Source organism: Phyllobacterium sp., from assembly GCF_037994405.1.
GTDB lineage: Bacteria > Pseudomonadota > Alphaproteobacteria > Rhizobiales > Rhizobiaceae > Phyllobacterium.
This window is the reverse complement of record NZ_JBBNAN010000067.1, coordinates 1-14,840: the sequence shown is the minus strand read 5'-3', so window position 1 is coordinate 14,840 and position 14,840 is coordinate 1. Positions and strand designations below refer to the sequence as shown.

At 56.4% G+C, this 14,840-nt stretch carries 18 protein-coding genes; 9 read left to right on the top strand and 9 right to left on the bottom strand.

Annotated elements, in window-relative coordinates; all coding sequences use genetic code 11:
- Window positions 1-161 precede the first annotated feature (161 nt).
- From AAAC48_RS04175 to AAAC48_RS04150, 6 genes are all read left to right on the top strand, one after another.
- A complete protein-coding gene (locus tag AAAC48_RS04175; protein ID WP_340652966.1) occupies window positions 162-1,334 on the top strand; it encodes a cell wall hydrolase in 1,173 nt (390 codons plus the stop codon).
- Window positions 1,335-1,948: 614 nt separating this feature from the next.
- Window positions 1,949-2,359, top strand: coding sequence for an AtpZ/AtpI family protein (locus tag AAAC48_RS04170; protein ID WP_340652965.1), 411 nt, complete (start codon window positions 1,949-1,951; stop codon window positions 2,357-2,359).
- Between the two features lie 59 nt (window positions 2,360-2,418).
- Window positions 2,419-3,171 carry a F0F1 ATP synthase subunit A gene (locus tag AAAC48_RS04165; RefSeq protein WP_340652964.1) on the top strand — a complete coding sequence of 251 codons (753 nt, stop codon included), beginning with the start codon at window positions 2,419-2,421 and terminating at the stop codon, window positions 3,169-3,171.
- A gap of 71 nt (window positions 3,172-3,242) precedes the next feature.
- Window positions 3,243-3,470, top strand: coding sequence for a F0F1 ATP synthase subunit C (locus AAAC48_RS04160; protein WP_340652963.1), 228 nt, complete (start codon window positions 3,243-3,245; stop codon window positions 3,468-3,470).
- Between the two features lie 75 nt (window positions 3,471-3,545).
- Window positions 3,546-4,187: a F0F1 ATP synthase subunit B gene (locus AAAC48_RS04155; RefSeq protein ID WP_340652962.1), complete on the top strand. Its 642-nt coding sequence runs from the start codon at window positions 3,546-3,548 to the stop codon at window positions 4,185-4,187.
- Between the two features lie 11 nt (window positions 4,188-4,198).
- Entirely contained in the window at window positions 4,199-4,684 is a 486-nt protein-coding gene (locus AAAC48_RS04150; RefSeq protein ID WP_340652961.1) for a F0F1 ATP synthase subunit B, read from the top strand.
- Between the two features lie 211 nt (window positions 4,685-4,895).
- Here AAAC48_RS04150 and AAAC48_RS04145 read toward each other — a convergent pair whose 3' ends face one another.
- Both AAAC48_RS04145 and AAAC48_RS04140 read right to left on the bottom strand, forming a co-directional pair.
- Complete coding sequence (locus tag AAAC48_RS04145; protein WP_340652960.1) at window positions 4,896-5,555, bottom strand: ribonuclease HII; 660 nt, start codon at window positions 5,553-5,555, stop codon at window positions 4,896-4,898.
- Window positions 5,556-5,670: 115 nt separating this feature from the next.
- Window positions 5,671-6,822 (bottom strand): PA0069 family radical SAM protein, encoded by a 1,152-nt coding sequence (locus AAAC48_RS04140; protein ID WP_340652959.1) that lies wholly within the window; start codon window positions 6,820-6,822, stop codon window positions 5,671-5,673.
- 106 nt (window positions 6,823-6,928) lie between these two features.
- Between AAAC48_RS04140 and AAAC48_RS04135 the strand changes: the two genes are divergently transcribed.
- Window positions 6,929-7,471: a glycosyltransferase gene (locus tag AAAC48_RS04135; protein WP_340652958.1), complete on the top strand. Its 543-nt coding sequence runs from the start codon at window positions 6,929-6,931 to the stop codon at window positions 7,469-7,471.
- Between the two features lie 5 nt (window positions 7,472-7,476).
- On the opposite strand, the gene moaB is transcribed toward AAAC48_RS04135, so the two are convergent.
- The 7 genes from moaB to AAAC48_RS04100 form a co-directional block, all read right to left on the bottom strand.
- Complete coding sequence (moaB, locus tag AAAC48_RS04130; protein WP_340652957.1) at window positions 7,477-8,028, bottom strand: molybdenum cofactor biosynthesis protein B; 552 nt, start codon at window positions 8,026-8,028, stop codon at window positions 7,477-7,479.
- Complete coding sequence (locus AAAC48_RS04125; protein WP_340652956.1) at window positions 8,012-8,914, bottom strand: 4-(cytidine 5'-diphospho)-2-C-methyl-D-erythritol kinase; 903 nt, start codon at window positions 8,912-8,914, stop codon at window positions 8,012-8,014. Before AAAC48_RS04125 ends, moaB begins: the two co-directional genes overlap by 17 nt.
- Before the next feature lie 5 nt (window positions 8,915-8,919).
- Entirely contained in the window at window positions 8,920-9,105 is a 186-nt protein-coding gene (locus AAAC48_RS04120) for a hypothetical protein (RefSeq protein ID WP_340652955.1), read from the bottom strand.
- Between the two features lie 54 nt (window positions 9,106-9,159).
- Window positions 9,160-9,390 carry a hypothetical protein gene (locus AAAC48_RS04115; protein ID WP_340652954.1) on the bottom strand — a complete coding sequence of 77 codons (231 nt, stop codon included), beginning with the start codon at window positions 9,388-9,390 and terminating at the stop codon, window positions 9,160-9,162.
- A 73-nt stretch (window positions 9,391-9,463) separates the two neighbouring features.
- Window positions 9,464-10,321, bottom strand: a complete 858-nt coding sequence (locus tag AAAC48_RS04110) for a S49 family peptidase (protein WP_340652953.1) — start codon at window positions 10,319-10,321, stop codon at window positions 9,464-9,466.
- Window positions 10,322-10,392: 71 nt separating this feature from the next.
- On the bottom strand, window positions 10,393-11,166 hold the full coding sequence (locus tag AAAC48_RS04105; RefSeq protein ID WP_340652952.1) for a methyltransferase: 774 nt from the start codon (window positions 11,164-11,166) through the stop codon (window positions 10,393-10,395).
- 3 nt (window positions 11,167-11,169) lie between these two features.
- On the bottom strand, window positions 11,170-11,391 hold the full coding sequence (locus AAAC48_RS04100; protein ID WP_340652951.1) for a DUF2007 domain-containing protein: 222 nt from the start codon (window positions 11,389-11,391) through the stop codon (window positions 11,170-11,172).
- 189 nt (window positions 11,392-11,580) lie between these two features.
- On the opposite strand from AAAC48_RS04100, the gene AAAC48_RS04095 reads away from it, so the two are divergent.
- Both AAAC48_RS04095 and AAAC48_RS04090 read left to right on the top strand, forming a co-directional pair.
- Window positions 11,581-12,597, top strand: coding sequence for a polyprenyl synthetase family protein (locus tag AAAC48_RS04095; RefSeq protein WP_340652950.1), 1,017 nt, complete (start codon window positions 11,581-11,583; stop codon window positions 12,595-12,597).
- Window positions 12,598-12,733: 136 nt separating this feature from the next.
- Entirely contained in the window at window positions 12,734-14,539 is a 1,806-nt protein-coding gene (locus tag AAAC48_RS04090) for a tetratricopeptide repeat protein (protein WP_340652949.1), read from the top strand.
- Window positions 14,540-14,840 lie beyond the last annotated feature (301 nt).

Here is a 14,840-nt window from a genome sequence, read left to right as displayed (position 1 = left end):
CGAACGACGCACCAAACACGTGCTTCGACAAGCTCAGCATGAGGGACGTTTCCTTCAACTTCTCCAGACGCCGTTAACTCTCCATCAAGGTTAATGCTTCATTTTTACAACCAGAATTGTTCGGTTGTGAGTGGGGTATCGGCGTGCGTTTCTCTGAGTTTTTGCGGGCATCGGGCTCCCGGTTAAAGAATCGGACAAACCGGAATTATATTGGTCCGGCAGTTATCGGCACCGCGATCTACCTGTTTTCACCGACGATGACAGCCTATCAGGATATGGCGAGCCTCCTGTCAGGCTCCGAATCCGGCCAGGGCCGCTGGACCTCCTATCTGGAAAAATCACCAGCTGGATCGATCCAGAAAGCCAACATGTCTTTCGTCGACGAGAAGGCCATCACCTCAAGCGTTCCTGCAAGCGGGGTTGATGCACCCGGCATCGGCCCGATTGTCATCAACGGCTCGCAGAAGTCGCCTGACGCCACGCCTGACGAAGAGCGTATCAACCGCGCCGAAAAACTGGGCCGTATCGTCTCCATCAGCAAGAAAGCGCCGCCCAAAGCCTTTAGCGCCGGCTCGATCCTGCAGCGATCGAGCATGCTCGTTCGCCCGACCCATGGTCTTGAGGTCGAGATGGCATTTGCCAAGCCGAAGATCGCCGGCAAGGAATTCCAGATTGCGCTGGCCTTCCACAACCGCGCGCCCGCAAAAACAGCTGACGATGTCCCGCCAATGCTGGCGAGCCTGATCAACAATGATCAACCAGATGTGCTGGCGCTGGGCTATGCGCCGGCAGCGCCGGATTATTCTAAGACATCTCCGTTCGACACGATCTTGAACGAGCCAAATCTGCCCGGCCGCTTTATTCCGCAGCTCGGTAAGGGCGATCACGACTGGCTGGCAACGCCCTTGCCTCCTGTCGTATTCACGAAGGAAGAACAGAAATGCCTGGCTACCGCCATCTATTTTGAGGCGCGGAGCGAGAGCGTCAAAGGCCAGGCAGCGGTGGCACAGGTCGTACTTAACCGCGTGCGCAATCCCGCCTATCCAAAGACCATTTGCAAAGTCGTCTATCAGAACGACGACTGGATCAATCGCTGCCAGTTTTCTTTTGCCTGCGAGGGACGCAAACTCCATGTAACCGAGCCCAAGCAATGGATAGTGGCGCAGGAAATCGCCATGGCTGTCACATCGGGACGAATCTTCCTGCCCGAAATTGGCTCGGCCACGCATTACCATGCGGTCTATGTGCGTGCCAACTGGGCGCATACGATGAAGCGCATCGACAAGATCGGCCAGCATATCTTCTATCGCACCTATGGCGGCGGCTGGATCTGAATTGCTCCTCGCTTGGAAAGTGTAGGAAAGCTGCTATATTTGGTGCCGGAGTGGGGAACGCGCTTTCGCCCGTCCCCCGTTCCTCATAAGTGGAATTGAACCCGGATAGACATTGTCCAGCCCGTCCGGGTTCTTTTCATTATGAGGGTGACGCTAAGTGGTTTACCACATGCTCACCTTTAGGTTTGAGGCCAAGGCGTTTGCCCCAAGGTCGAAGTGGCCATCCCTTCGATGCACCGGCTGGCTCGATGCTTTCTGTTTTCACCCTCAAACCGCAATTGCGTCCATTTATCAATTGGTTTGACTGGCCCCGCAAGAAACGCAGGGTTGAGCTGGTCCGGTGTGGTTACGTGTTGAAAATGTCGCTCTCGTCGAACAGACTTGCGTCAGTTCGAATGTCGATTGCGTGCCCGAACTGCAAGGATTCGACCGCGAATCTTCCCTTGAGAGGTGAGACATATAGTCATATTTGCCTAACATATTGAATTTTACTGCGAAAATTACCTTGGAGAGTCTCAGGTCAGTGCCTTGACTAGCGCGGATCGTAACAATATGTTGCGCGCGACTTCGAAGCGGGGGTGAAGCCTCGCATTCAGCGTGTAAAGGACATGCCATTGGCCACGGGGAAAGATCCCGACAAGTCAGGTTCTGTCGACAAAGCGCAGGGTGCTGGGAAGATACTGACTTCGGATGAACTGGAAAGCCGTCGCCGCTCACTGGAAGCAAAGCTTGCTGCGAGGGGTGCTGGATCAAAAGCCAGTTCGGAAGACAAGGGGACGGAAACCGCCTCCGGTGTCGCGCAGGCCATGAAACTGTCGAGCGAGTTTATCGCAGGCGTTCTGGTAGGTGCGGGGTTGGGCTGGTTAGCTGACCGATTTTTGGGTACTTCACCTTGGGGGCTGATCATTCTGCTCCTCCTGGGTTTTTGTGCTGGAACGCTGAATATCCTGCGCTCTGCGGGACATGTGGCGGCAAACCGTGGTCTGGAGTTTCACAAGGACTCTGACCGTGAGAAACCGGAATAAGGCTTCGGCCAGGTCGCAAGACTGGGCCTGTAAGTACAGACATTACAGACGAGGTTAGAGTGTCCAACGATCCGATTCATCAATTCCATATTAACAAGTGGATTCCCATTGATGTGGGTGGGGTTGATCTTTCGTTCACCAATTCGTCGGCCTTCATGGTCGCCACGATTGGTATCGCGTCGGCGTTCCTTTATCTGACATCTTCCAATCGCGGCCTCATTCCGACCCGCCTGCAGTCGGTTTCCGAAATGGCCTATGAATTCGTCGCGTCGACTTTACGCGATTCGGCCGGTAGCGCCGGAATGAAGTTCTTCCCGTTCGTTTTCTCGCTGTTCATGTTCGTACTCGTCGCCAACATGCTTGGCATGTTCCCCTACTTCTTCACGGTTACCAGCCAGATCATCGTCACCTTTGCCCTTGCGATTCTCGTAATCGGCACGGTGCTCGCCTATGGCTTCGCCAAGCACGGCTTCAAATTCCTCGGCGTCTTCGTGCCTTCCGGCGTGCCGAAACTCCTGCTGCTGCTCGTGGTGCCGATTGAAATCATCTCGTTCCTTTCCCGTCCGATCAGCCTTTCAGTTCGTCTCTTCGCCAACATGCTTGCTGGTCATATCACGCTGAAAGTCTTTGCAGGCTTCGTTGCTTCACTGAGCGCGCTCGGCGCCCTCGGTGTTGGCGGCTCGATCCTGCCGCTCGCCATGACGGTCGCACTGACCGGTCTCGAATTCCTGGTGGCTTTCCTTCAGGCCTACGTCTTCACGGTGCTGACTTGCATGTACCTGAATGATGCAGTGCACCCCGGCGGTCACTGAGAAAAACTTCACCGGCGGGTCTCCGCCAAACGCAAATCTATCAATGAGCATTCTATCCAAAGGAGTTTAATATGGATCCGGTAGCAGCAAAGTACATCGGTGCAGGTCTTGCCTGTTTTGGTATGGCCGGAACGGCCCTTGGCCTTGGCAATATTTTCGGCAACTATCTCTCCGGTGCATTGCGCAACCCTTCAGCAGCTGATGGCCAGTTCGGCCGCCTGGTATTCGGCTTCGCCGTTACCGAAGCTTTGGGCATCTTCTCGCTGCTCATCGCTCTTCTGCTTCTCTTCGCTGTTTAATTCTAAGAGCAGCTGATACTGGCTGCGCCAGGCGCGGCCAGTATATCATTTGAAGACTACTCAAGGGGACAATACATGTTTGTGTCATCGGCCTATGCCGCATCCACAACGGAAACAATCGTCGCTCAGAGCGAAACGCCCGCGCATACCGAAACGGCTGCTCCGGGAACGGCGCCTGACGCCCATGCCACTGAGACCCATACCGAAACCGGCGTGGCTCATGAAAAGGCTGTTTTCCCGCCCTTTGACTCCAGCCACTTTCCATCGCAGATCCTGTGGCTGGCCCTGACATTCGCCGTCTTTTACCTGTTCCTGTCGCGCGTGATTCTGCCGCGCATCGGCGGTATCATCGAGACACGCCGTGATCGTATCGCCACCGATCTCGATCAGGCTGCCCGTATGAAGCAGGAGTCGGACGATGCGCTTGCCGCCTATGAGCAGGAACTCGCCGATGCCAAGAAAAAGGCAGGCAACATTGCCCAGACTGCCCACGACGAAGCCAAGGCCAAGTCCGAAGCGGAACAGGCAAAAATCTCGGCCGAACTGGAAAAGAAACTGAGCGACGCCGAGTCCAGCATTGCCGCCATCAAAGACAAGGCAATGAAGGAAGTCGGTACAATCGCCGAAGACACGGCTGCCGAGATCGTCAAGAAGATCGTTGGCGGAACTGTCGACAAGGCAAGCATTTCCGCCGCTGTCAAAGCCGTGCGGGGCTGAGGAGAACCACTATGGAACTAGACGCAACATTCTATGCCCTCGTCGGTCTCGTCATCTTCCTTGCACTGGTTGTCTATCTGAAAGTTCCGGGTGTCGTCGGCAAATCACTTGACGCGCGTGCTTCTCGCATTCGCGACGAGCTTGAAGAAGCCCGCCGCTTGCGTGAAGAAGCGCAATCCCTGCTTGCAGAATATCAGCGCAAGCGCAAGGAAGCCGAGAAAGAGGCGACCGAGATCGTTGCCATCGCGCAGCGTGAAGCCCACGGCATGCTTGAGGAAGCCAAGAAGAAGACCGAGGAATATGTTGTCCGCCGCAACAAGCTTGCCGAGCAGAAGATCGCTCAGGCCGAGGTCGAGGCGGTCAATGAAGTTCGCGCATCGGCAGTCGACATCGCAGTCGCCGCCGCCAGCCGCATTCTGGCCGACAAGGTCGACGCCAAGACATCGGCAGACCTCTTCAAGTCATCTCTGACTGAATTGAAATCCCGCCTCAACTAAGAACGGGAATATTCATTCCGAATGAAGCCGCCGTAAGGCGGCTTTCTTTTTGGCAATTGTCAGGTCGCCAGGATCTCACAGGCATTTCATCCAAAAACAACCAAATCTTGCACAAGAACCTGCAATTCCTGCACAAGAAACAGCGTTTCTCGTACAAGATTATCAACCAAGGCGTGGAATTTGCTGGTGTCAGATTGAACGAGCCAGCTGGCTAGATCTGGCGGTCCTTCAGCGGCGAAAAGCTGAAGCGGTGCAGGCCAACGACAGGTCCATGGGTTTCCATGGCGTTACGGTGAAACTCCGTCGCATAACCGGCATGGGATTCGAGGCCGTAGAGCGGATAGTATTGGCCGGTCTGGGCCATCATCCGGTCGCGCGTCACCTTGGCAAGAATGGATGCAGCGGCAATCGATACCGAGCGCTGGTCGCCCTTGATAAGTGCGGTAGCAGGGCAGGGAAGGCCAGGAGCCACATCACGGCCATCAATCAGGGCGTGGCCCGGCAAGATGGCCAAACCGCATACAGCCCGGCGCATCGCCTCAAGTGCAGCCTTCAAAATATCGGTTGCATCGATGGCGGGTGCCGAAACGCTCGCAACGGCGCAGGCGAGCGCCGTATCTGTAATGATATCAAAGAGTTCTTCACGCCGTTGCGCCGTCAGACGCTTTGAATCGTCAAGCCCGTCTGGAATTTTCTTCGGGTTGAGAATGACCGCTGCGGCTACCACCGGACCCGCCAGCGGCCCGCGGCCGGCTTCGTCAATACCGACGATAAACTCGATGCCACTTCGCATGAGTTTGCGCTCGCTGGCAAAGTCCGGTTTGCCAGGTTCGAAGGGAAGAAGCAGAGAATCAGAACGCGATCGAGCCATGTTGCGACGAAACTCGCATTCGTTCTGATTCTCTGCAAGCCCTTAGGTAGCAGATGGGGCGGGGCTACCCAAGGTCACGTCAGGCCGGATGGGGAATCTGCCTGACGGTATTGGTCTAAAACAGCGACAGCTGTTCGCTGCCCGGAGTCGGCGAGAAAAGGTCGGTCCGCAGCCGCCGCCTGCTCAGGTTGAGGCCTAGGCGCTTCGCAGCAATCTCGAATCGCCGTCCGATCTGCCAGGCGTAGGGACCTTCGCCGCGCATACGTTTGCCCCATTGCGCGTCATAATCCTTGCCGCCGCGCATCGATCGCACAAGTGACAGCACGTGGCGGTAGCGATCGGGATAGTTGCGGAGCAGCCATTCCTTGAAGATCGGGCTGACTTCAAGCGGCAGGCGCAAAAGCACATAACCGGCCTCAAGTGCGCCCATGGCGCGAGCACTGTCCAACACGCGTTCGACCTCATGATCGTTGAGGCCCGGGATGATGGGGGCCACCATGACGCTAACAGGAATACCCGCGTCAGACAGGGTGCGGAGTGACTGCAAACGCCGTGTCGGAGTCGAAGCGCGGGGCTCCATCGTGCGCGCCAGCTTACCATCGAGCGTCGTCACGGACAGGGCGACCTTTGCGAGACCTTTCTCGCCCATGCGTGCAAGAATGTCCTGATCGCGCAGCACCAGCGCGGATTTCGTAACGATCCCAACGGGATGCTGATGCGCTTCAAGAACCTGCAGAATATCGCGCATGATGCGCCATTTCTTTTCAATCGGCTGGTAGGGATCCGTATTCGTACCGATTGCGATCGTCTTTGCCGTATAGCCTGGCCGCGACAATTCCTTGTCCAGCATCTTCGCGGCGTCCGGTTTGGCGAAGAGTTTCGACTCGAAATCCAACCCGGCTGACAAGCCCATATAACTATGGGTTGGCCGTGCAAAGCAGTAGATGCATCCGTGCTCGCATCCTCGATACGGATTGATCGAGCGATCGAAACCGATATCCGGCGAGTCATTGCGGGTAATGATGGTGCGCGGCTTCTCGATTTGGACTTCGGTCTTGAAGGGCGGCAAATCTTCGATGGTTTCCCAGCCATCGTCGTAAACATGACGGCTTTCCGCTTCGAAGCGGCCAGACGGATTCATGCCGGCGCCGCGGCCACGGCGACGTTCCTGGTCGATCCGCAGACCGGCGTCCTCGATCAATGCATTGGCATGTTGTGCACGGCCTTGCCCGAAGGCGGCCTTGTCCGCTTGCACGACGATGTTCATTTGCAATCTCCTTGGCATGGGAGCGAAACGAGTCGCTCATGCAACATGAATACATTCCTATCAAAAATTGAGAACAAAGCAAGAACAATATGCACCAAAAGGAGTGATGGAAATTGCTTTAATAATACTATATTGGCTCCTGATGATTTCCGTCCTGATTGAAACCCAAAATTCGGATGAACTCCTGGCCAGGACGCTCGGCGGTCTGGTTGGCGGCGCCGTCGAGGGCCTGTTGAGCGATGTGGTCATCATCGATCATGGCTCCACCGACCAAACCCACCGCGTCGCTGATCAAGCCGGTTGTATTTTCCTGCAAGACCAGACCTTGATCGACGGGTTCAGGCGGGCACGAAGCGACTGGTTTCTGTTTCTTGAGCCGGGCGCTAGATTGCTTGATGGCTGGATCGAGCCCGTGGCTGTGCATGTAGAACGCATGCAGGGTCCGGCCTGTTTTACCCGTTCGCATACCCATCGGCGTCCCTTTCTCAGCCGTGTCTTTTCACCCGGCAATCCTCTTGCTGACGGGCTGCTGATTTCCAAGCGTCAGTCGATGGCGTTGTTCAACCCTGGGAAGAAGGCGGTTGATCTGGCGCGCGGCCTTGCCATGAAGCGGCTCCGCGCAGAAATTATTCCGGCTGCATTGAAATAGGACGGCTAACTCTTTCCGCTGCGCTTCAGATGCTCGTCGAGACGCGGCATGATCTCGACGAAATTGCAGGGCATGTGCCGGTAATCCAGCTGATATTGCAGAATATTATCCCAGGCATCCTTGCAGGCGCCAGGCGAACCCGGAATCACAAAGACGAAGGTAGCGTTCACGACCCCGCCAGTCGCCCGGGACTGTATCGTCGATGTGCCGATCTTGTCGTACGAAACGCGGTGGAATACTTCTGAAAACCCATCCATGCGCTTCTCGAAGATCGGTTCCAGCGCTTCGGGCGTCACATCACGGCCGGTAAAGCCTGTACCGCCGGTCGTGATAACCACATCGATCTGCGGATCCTTCGACCATGAAAGGACGCGGTCGCGGATCTTGTCTCGGTCATCGGTAACGATTGCGCGCTCTGCCAAGGTGTGGCCGGCGGCGAGGAGCCGCTCTGCCAATATGCTGCCAGACTTATCGTCTTCCAGCGTCCGTGTGTCCGACACTGTCAGGACGGCGATCTTGACCGGTAAGAACGGGCGTGTCTCATCTATGCGGGCCAAGATCCGCTCCTTCCATGACGCTGTTTGTGGCAACGACGAACCAGTCCGGCTTGCTCTGCTTGAGAGCTGTTGCCGCTGTTTGAGCCTCGCTGTCGCTATCATAAATCGCAAAGCAGGTGCCGCCGGAGCCGGACATGCGCACAAACCGCGCAGCCGTCTGGTGCAGCGCGCCCACCGTTTCACTTATGGCCGGTATCAGCTTTGTAGTTGCCGAAAATAGATGATTATCGGTCGCTGTCAGATAGGCGCAGACATCCTTGATAGAGGATAGGGCGGGCAGTGCGGGCAGGGCAGGGTTATCGCGTCGCTCCAGTGCGGCGAAGACTTGCGGCGTCGAGATTGATACGCCGTTGTTGGCCAGGACCATGGGCAAGCGCGGAAAAGTCGCCAGGCGCTCAATATCTTCTCCTATGCCCCGTGCAAAGAGCGGCTGCCCTTGCAGGCACATTGGAACATCGGCCCCGAGCGTCAAACCGATTTTAGCCAGTTGCGCCGGTTCAGCTTCAATGCCCCAAAGGGCAGTCAGCGCGCGCAGCGTTGCGGCGGCATCACTCGATCCGCCGCCAATGCCCGAAGCCACTGGAAGGTGTTTTTCAAGGTGTATGACGGCGGGCGTTGTATGCTTGGGAAACCGTGCGCGTAGCGCGTCTCTTGCCCTCAGCACGAGGTTGCTTTCATCGCCCGGCAACTTGCGTCCGAACGGACCGGACATATCAAATGAATCGACCGGGGCGCGCTTCACGCTCACCCTGTCGCCGAACGCTGCAAACACCACCAGACTGTCGAGCAGATGATAACCATCATCTCGTAGCCCGGTCACGTGCAGCGCCAGGTTGATCTTTGCAGGGGCGATCAGGCTGATCGTACGATCAAGACTATCGAGCATTGCGGTCAATCTTTGCGCAGACGATATTCGCCGGTCTCAGGATCCTGCACAAGCGTACCTTGCGCGCGATTCTGCACTTCCTTTTCCGCTTCGCGAACACGCTTCGAAACGCGTTGCGCCTCTTTCTTGAAAGAACGGTAGCCGTAATATGCCGCGGCGCCGACAAGAGCGAAGAAGATCAACTGTGGCATCACGCACAAACCTCAAAAAGCGATATCATTCCTCACCAATACTAGCACGGAGCGCTAGAGCGGAGAACATTCAAATGAAACCAGTTCTGTTTCACCGATGGCGAGACAATCCACGCGGAAGGTGGCGAGGTCGATGCCTTTCCATCGTCCGACGCCGCCTGACAAAGTGGTTGGCCGCCAGCCGGAAACCCGAAGGGCCGGGTGAATTCGGGCCAAATCCATCGGGGCTTTAGCTTCGTCCGATGCAAATGCATCGGCCTCGCCAAATCCCTCGACCTTGTCCACGAATTCCCTCCGGCAGAACGATTCCACTTGAGTGTTCTCCGCTCTGGGCTTGCCAAAGTTCCGGGCGTCCAAATCACAAACCAAATCGCGACCAAAGCGCGCGTTCCTCGGCGGCATCGATTACTCCACTCGCCAAGTTGGCGCCAAGCGCCTCGATCCTTGTCTCGGTGGAAGGTACCTTGCGTCCAAACAGGCCACGCGGTTGTGAAATCAGTTTAAGCTTGGTTTTCGGGCCATATTGCGACAGGAGATAGGAACGCATGTCGCCAAGGCTATCGACAAGCCCAAGCTCCACGCCCCTTGTTCCTGTCCAGAACAGACCCGTAAACAGATCTGGATTGTCGCTCAGCTTCTCACCGCGCCGTTCCTTGACCAAATTGATAAACGTCTCGTGGATTTCAAGCTGCAAGGCCTTCAGATGCTCGACATCTTCCTTGTTTTCAGGGCGGAAGGGGTCAAGCGTCGCCTTGTTCTTGCCAGCTGTATGCACCCGCCGCTCGACCCCGATCTTCTTGATGAGATCGGTGAAGCCGAAGCTCGCTGAAACGACGCCGATGGAACCGACGATGGAGGAGGGATCCGCGATAATTTCATCGCCGGCGACGGCGATCATGTAACCGCCAGAAGCCGCAACGTCCTCGACGAACATGTAGACCTTCTTGTTCTTCTCGGTCGCAAGGTCACGGATACGCCGGTAGATCAGTCGCGATTGCACCGGCGAACCACCGGGGGAGTTGATGGATATGGCCACCGCCGGTGCATCCTTCTCGGCAAAGGCTTTTTCCAGGACAGCCGCGGTCGACGCGAGCGACAGGTTCTGCCGGAATGGACCGCCACCAGTCATGATGATGCCATGGAGCCGGACAACCGGAATCTCCAGATAATCTGGACGCCAGCGGCGGGGCAGCAGTTTCCGGACGAATCTGATCAAGCGTATCTCCTTCGAAATTGGATGCAGTCAGCATGTAGGCTGTGCGCGGGAAATCACAATGGTTCTGAAATCTAAAACAGCGACACCAGCCCATTATTGATCGCATCGGCCCGTTGCGTGAAGCCATTTCCGGTCTCATGATGCATGATCAAAGCCGGATAAATGGAAAGTCCGGCCCGGCTGCCCCTGACGCCCTTGATAACAATGCGAATGGCGGCATCCTGTGGTCTTGGCTGCACCGGAACGATGATCAATCCGCCAAAACGGCCCCGCAGAGCGTCAAGCAGATCCGTGATCGACGTCGGGCGGGCGATGATCCCGATTGACCCGCCGGGTTTGACGATGGCGGCTGCGGTCCTGATCCATTGTTCCATCATGCCCTGCGTCATGACATGCGCTTCGGCCTTCACCGGGTCGGGGGTGGAGCGATCGGTTGGCAAGTTGAACGGCGGGTTCATGATAGCGAAATCGAAGCTGTTATCGCCAAGGCCTGCCGCTACCCGCGCTTTGCCCGTCAGTGTCACGTCGGCCTCAATGACCTCGGCGCGAGCGGCAAACGCCTTGTTTTCCTCCAGTTCAAGCGAACCGCGAGCGAAGCCTGCCATGAAGCCTGATCTTTCGATCAATGATGCTTTTGCACCTGGACAGCGGGACAGCACTGCAAGGCCGGCCGCGCCGGCACCTGCCCCAAGATCGGCGACATGTCCGGCAAAATCATTTGGCACCACGCTGGCAAGGATCATCGCGTCGACGCCCGAGCGATGACCTTTCGCAGCGGGTTGCAGCAAATGAAACCTGCCGCGGTGAAATGCGTCAATCGTATGCGGAGCGTCCGTTGCGAGCATAGATTATTTGCGCAGCTCCTGTTCGATTCCGGCATCCTTGAGGAGTTGCCGGGCTTCTGTTGCGCGGGCCTCGTCTACCATGACACGCCGGGCGAGGACGCCCAGCGATCCCTCAAGGATGCTCATGTTCGAGTCCGCAACAAAGTGCGCGATCCTGGCTTCCTTGAGCAAGGATTCTACAAATGAAATCAGCACAAGATCGTTGGTCCGCATTATTTCAATCATGTCATTACCGATATGAATCAAGGTGCCGCCACAGTCTCTCCCTGGGGCAAGAGAGACTTTGGCCGTGGTCAGCGCCTTATCACGAATTCGTAAACCTTGCTATTTTTGCGCGCCAATTCTCCGCTTGCGGGTTATAGCCTGTCAAAATAAGGTGTCGCCGCATCATGCCAGAACTTTAGGAGTTGCGTTTTGGGCGTCGTTGTCAGTCTGGACGATAAGAAAAATAACACAGGATCAGTGCAACCGCTGATCGATCTGACCAAGGCGGATATGGGCCGTGTCAACGAGCTCATCCTGTCGAAGGCCGGATCTGACGTCGAGATGATTCCGGAAGTCGCCAACCATCTGATCTCATCCGGCGGCAAGCGTTTGCGCCCGATGATCACGCTCGCTGCAGCCCGCATGTTCGGCTATCAGGGTGATGGTCATGTCAAGCTGGCGACCAGCGTCGAGTTCATGCATACGGCGACATTGTTGCATGATGATGTGGTCGATGAGAGCGATCTGCGCCGCGGCAAGAGCACGGCACGCATGATCTGGGGCAATCAGGCAAGCGTTCTCGTTGGTGACTTTCTGCTCGGCCAGGCCTTCAAGATGATGGTCGACGTTGGGTCTCTGGAAGCGCTCGACGTCCTTGCCACAGCGGCCTCGGTGATTGCAGAAGGCGAAGTCATGCAGCTTGCAGCCGCAAAGAATCTCGAAACGACGGAAGACGAATATCTTGCTGTGATCAAGGCCAAGACGGCCGCGCTTTTCTCGGCAGCGGCTGAAGTCGGCCCCATAATTGCTTCTGCGTCACGGACAGATCGTCAGGCGCTGCGTTCCTACGGTCTCAATCTCGGGCTCGCTTTCCAGCTTGTCGACGACGCACTGGATTACGGCGGCAACGCCAAGGATCTGGGCAAGAACACCGGGGATGATTTCCGCGAGGGCAAGATAACCCTCCCAGTCGTTCTGACCTATCGTCGCGGTACGTCGGAAGAGCGGCAATTCTGGAAGGATGCGCTGGAAAACGGTGCAAATGACGACAAGGGACTGGAAAAGGCCAAAGGATTGATGACGCGCTACGGTGCACTTGGTGATACAATCCAGCGTGCTCGACATTTTGGCGGTATCGCCCGCGACGCACTGGCACCACTCGATCGGTCACTGCAAAAGGACGCACTTCTCGAAGTGATCGATTTTTGTATCAGCCGTGTCAATTGATGTGCGCTTTAGGCCGCGCAGCGAGACCGGTAGCCGATTCTTTCAATGAACCTTGAGAGAGAACCGTAAAAAGGCCATGGTTTCCGCGAGGATTCGGACGATCGTTTCAAATTAGGACAATGAAGAGGGTTTTGTTATGCAGCGCAGTAAATTGCTTGGCTCGATCGTGGGCGCAACACTCGCTGCGTGTACCGTAGGGGCCGCCGCCGCGGAAGCTGCGGTCAGCAAGACACCGCCGGCCCCAAATGCCGGAACACTTTCCGGAGCTTTTCTTTCTGCACGAAGCGCCGAACGCAGCAATGATTTCGCTAGTGCGATTTCCTATTATCGGCAGGCGCTGGCATACGATCCCAAGAACACCGAGCTGCGGCAAAGCCTGTTGCTCGTTCTCCTGACCGACGGTCAGTTCAAGCAGGCATTGCCGATCGCCGAAGAGCTCAAATCTGTTCCGGAAATCGAGCGGTTTTCACGCCTGGCACTCGGCATCGATGCACTCAACAGGAAGCAATATCAGAAGGTCAACACCCTGATGATGCTGTCGATGCAGTCGGATCTGGATCGCATGATCACCGGGCTGATTTCCGCTTGGGCCAAGGCCGGTTCGGGCAAACCGAACGAGGCCTTGCAAATGATTGACAAACTGCAGGGTCCAGAAGGCTTTACACTCTTCAAGACCTATAACTCCGCACTGATTGCGGACATGGCCGGTCAGAAGGACAAGGCCGCCGGCTTCTATCAGAGTGCGCTCGAAGACAAAGCCAATATGCAGGCCGCGCCTGATACATATGAGCGCCTCGTTGAGGCCTATGCTTCCTTCAAGATACGCAATGGTGATCTCCCAGGTGCCCAGGCTTTGGTGAAGGAAGCATCGGATATGCTTTCCGGGCGCATGGTGCTTGTCGAATTCGCCAAGCAGATCGCTGATGCGAAGACCGTCAAGCCGTTGGTACAGACGCCGCAGCAGGGCGCCGCGGAGGCGCTCTATACACTCGCTACCGCGATTGATCGCAATGGAGCAGAGGCTTTCTCCAAGCTTTACCTGCAGATGTCGTTGCCACTGCGCCCCGACCACGACGCGACGCTGTTCCAGCTCGGTGATATCAGCGCGAAACTGGAACAGTCCGATAAAGCGATCGACTATTTTGGCCGCATTCCGGCCGATTCTGCCTATAGCCGTGACGCGCAAATGCAGCTCGCAATCAATCTGGCGATCCTCAAGCGCAATGATGAGGCGATTCAGCATCTTAACGGTCTGCTCGAAAGCAATCCGCAGGATATGCGCACTTATCTGGCCATTGGCAGCATCTACTCGCAGGACAAGAACTACCAAAAGGCTGCCGACACCTATGACAAGGCGGTTGCCGCACTCAAGGAACCCAAACGCGACGATTGGTCGATCTTCTATCAGCGTGGTATCGCCTATGAGCGGCTGAAGGAATGGGACAAGGCCGAGCCGAATTTCCTGAAGGCGCTTGATCTCTACCCGAACCAGCCGCAGGTGCTGAATTATCTCGGCTATTCCTGGATCGACATGAACATCAAGCTCGAACAGGGCCTTGACCTGATCAAGAAGGCGGTCGAAGCCCGGCCGCAGGATGGTTACATCGTCGACTCTCTCGGCTGGGCCTATTACCGCCTTGGCCGCTACGATGAAGCCGTCGCCCAACTTGAGCAGGCTGTCAAGCTGCGGGCAGAGGATGCAACGATCAATGATCATCTCGGCGACGCCTATTGGCGTGCAGGGCGCAAGCTTGAGGCGACGTTCCAGTGGGCGCACGCGCGGGACTCCAAGCCTGAGCCTGAAGACCTCGTGAAGATTGAGGAAAAGCTGAAGAATGGCCTTCCGGACGATAAGGACCCGGGTGTTGCCAAGAATGGTGCGAATGCACCGAAGCCGCCCGTTGAACCGGCGCCAGCACCGGCGCCCGACAAGAAGGGCTGATTGTTTCCTTCAGTTTACGACTTGGCTTGACCGGCCGGAGTGCAGGTCTTAGGACGTGCACTCCATTCCTTCTCGTCAAAAAGGCCGTCCGGTGACTTCTCCTTTGCCCGATCATAGAGCGAATTTGTTTCATATTGAATCCGTTCTGTTTTACCGATGGCGAGACAATCCACGCGGAAGGTGGCAAGGCCGGTGTCTTTCCATCACACGATGCCGCCTGACAAAGCGGGTGTCCGCCAGCCGGAAACCCAGCCGTTGGTTTGCTTTGCAAACCAACAAGCTTTCAAACCCGCTGGTCGAA

Bases quoted from the DNA above. Each gene is read 5' to 3' on its own strand.
- AAAC48_RS04140 (WP_340652959.1), bottom strand. From the start codon at position 6,822: ATGAACATCGTCGTGCAAGCGGACAAGGCCGCCTTCGGGCAAGGCCGT.
- AAAC48_RS04135 (WP_340652958.1), top strand. From the start codon at position 6,929: ATGGAAATTGCTTTAATAATACTATATTGGCTCCTGATGATTTCCGTC.
- AAAC48_RS04090 (WP_340652949.1), top strand. From the start codon at position 12,734: ATGCAGCGCAGTAAATTGCTTGGCTCGATCGTGGGCGCAACACTCGCT.
- AAAC48_RS04125 (WP_340652956.1), bottom strand. From the start codon at position 8,914: ATGCTCGATAGTCTTGATCGTACGATCAGCCTGATCGCCCCTGCAAAG.
- AAAC48_RS04150 (WP_340652961.1), top strand. From the start codon at position 4,199: ATGGAACTAGACGCAACATTCTATGCCCTCGTCGGTCTCGTCATCTTC.
- AAAC48_RS04155 (WP_340652962.1), top strand. From the start codon at position 3,546: ATGTTTGTGTCATCGGCCTATGCCGCATCCACAACGGAAACAATCGTC.
- AAAC48_RS04100 (WP_340652951.1), bottom strand. From the start codon at position 11,391: ATGATTGAAATAATGCGGACCAACGATCTTGTGCTGATTTCATTTGTA.
- AAAC48_RS04160 (WP_340652963.1), top strand. From the start codon at position 3,243: ATGGATCCGGTAGCAGCAAAGTACATCGGTGCAGGTCTTGCCTGTTTT.
- AAAC48_RS04145 (WP_340652960.1), bottom strand. From the start codon at position 5,555: ATGGCTCGATCGCGTTCTGATTCTCTGCTTCTTCCCTTCGAACCTGGC.
- AAAC48_RS04120 (WP_340652955.1), bottom strand. From the start codon at position 9,105: ATGCCACAGTTGATCTTCTTCGCTCTTGTCGGCGCCGCGGCATATTAC.
- AAAC48_RS04105 (WP_340652952.1), bottom strand. From the start codon at position 11,166: ATGCTCGCAACGGACGCTCCGCATACGATTGACGCATTTCACCGCGGC.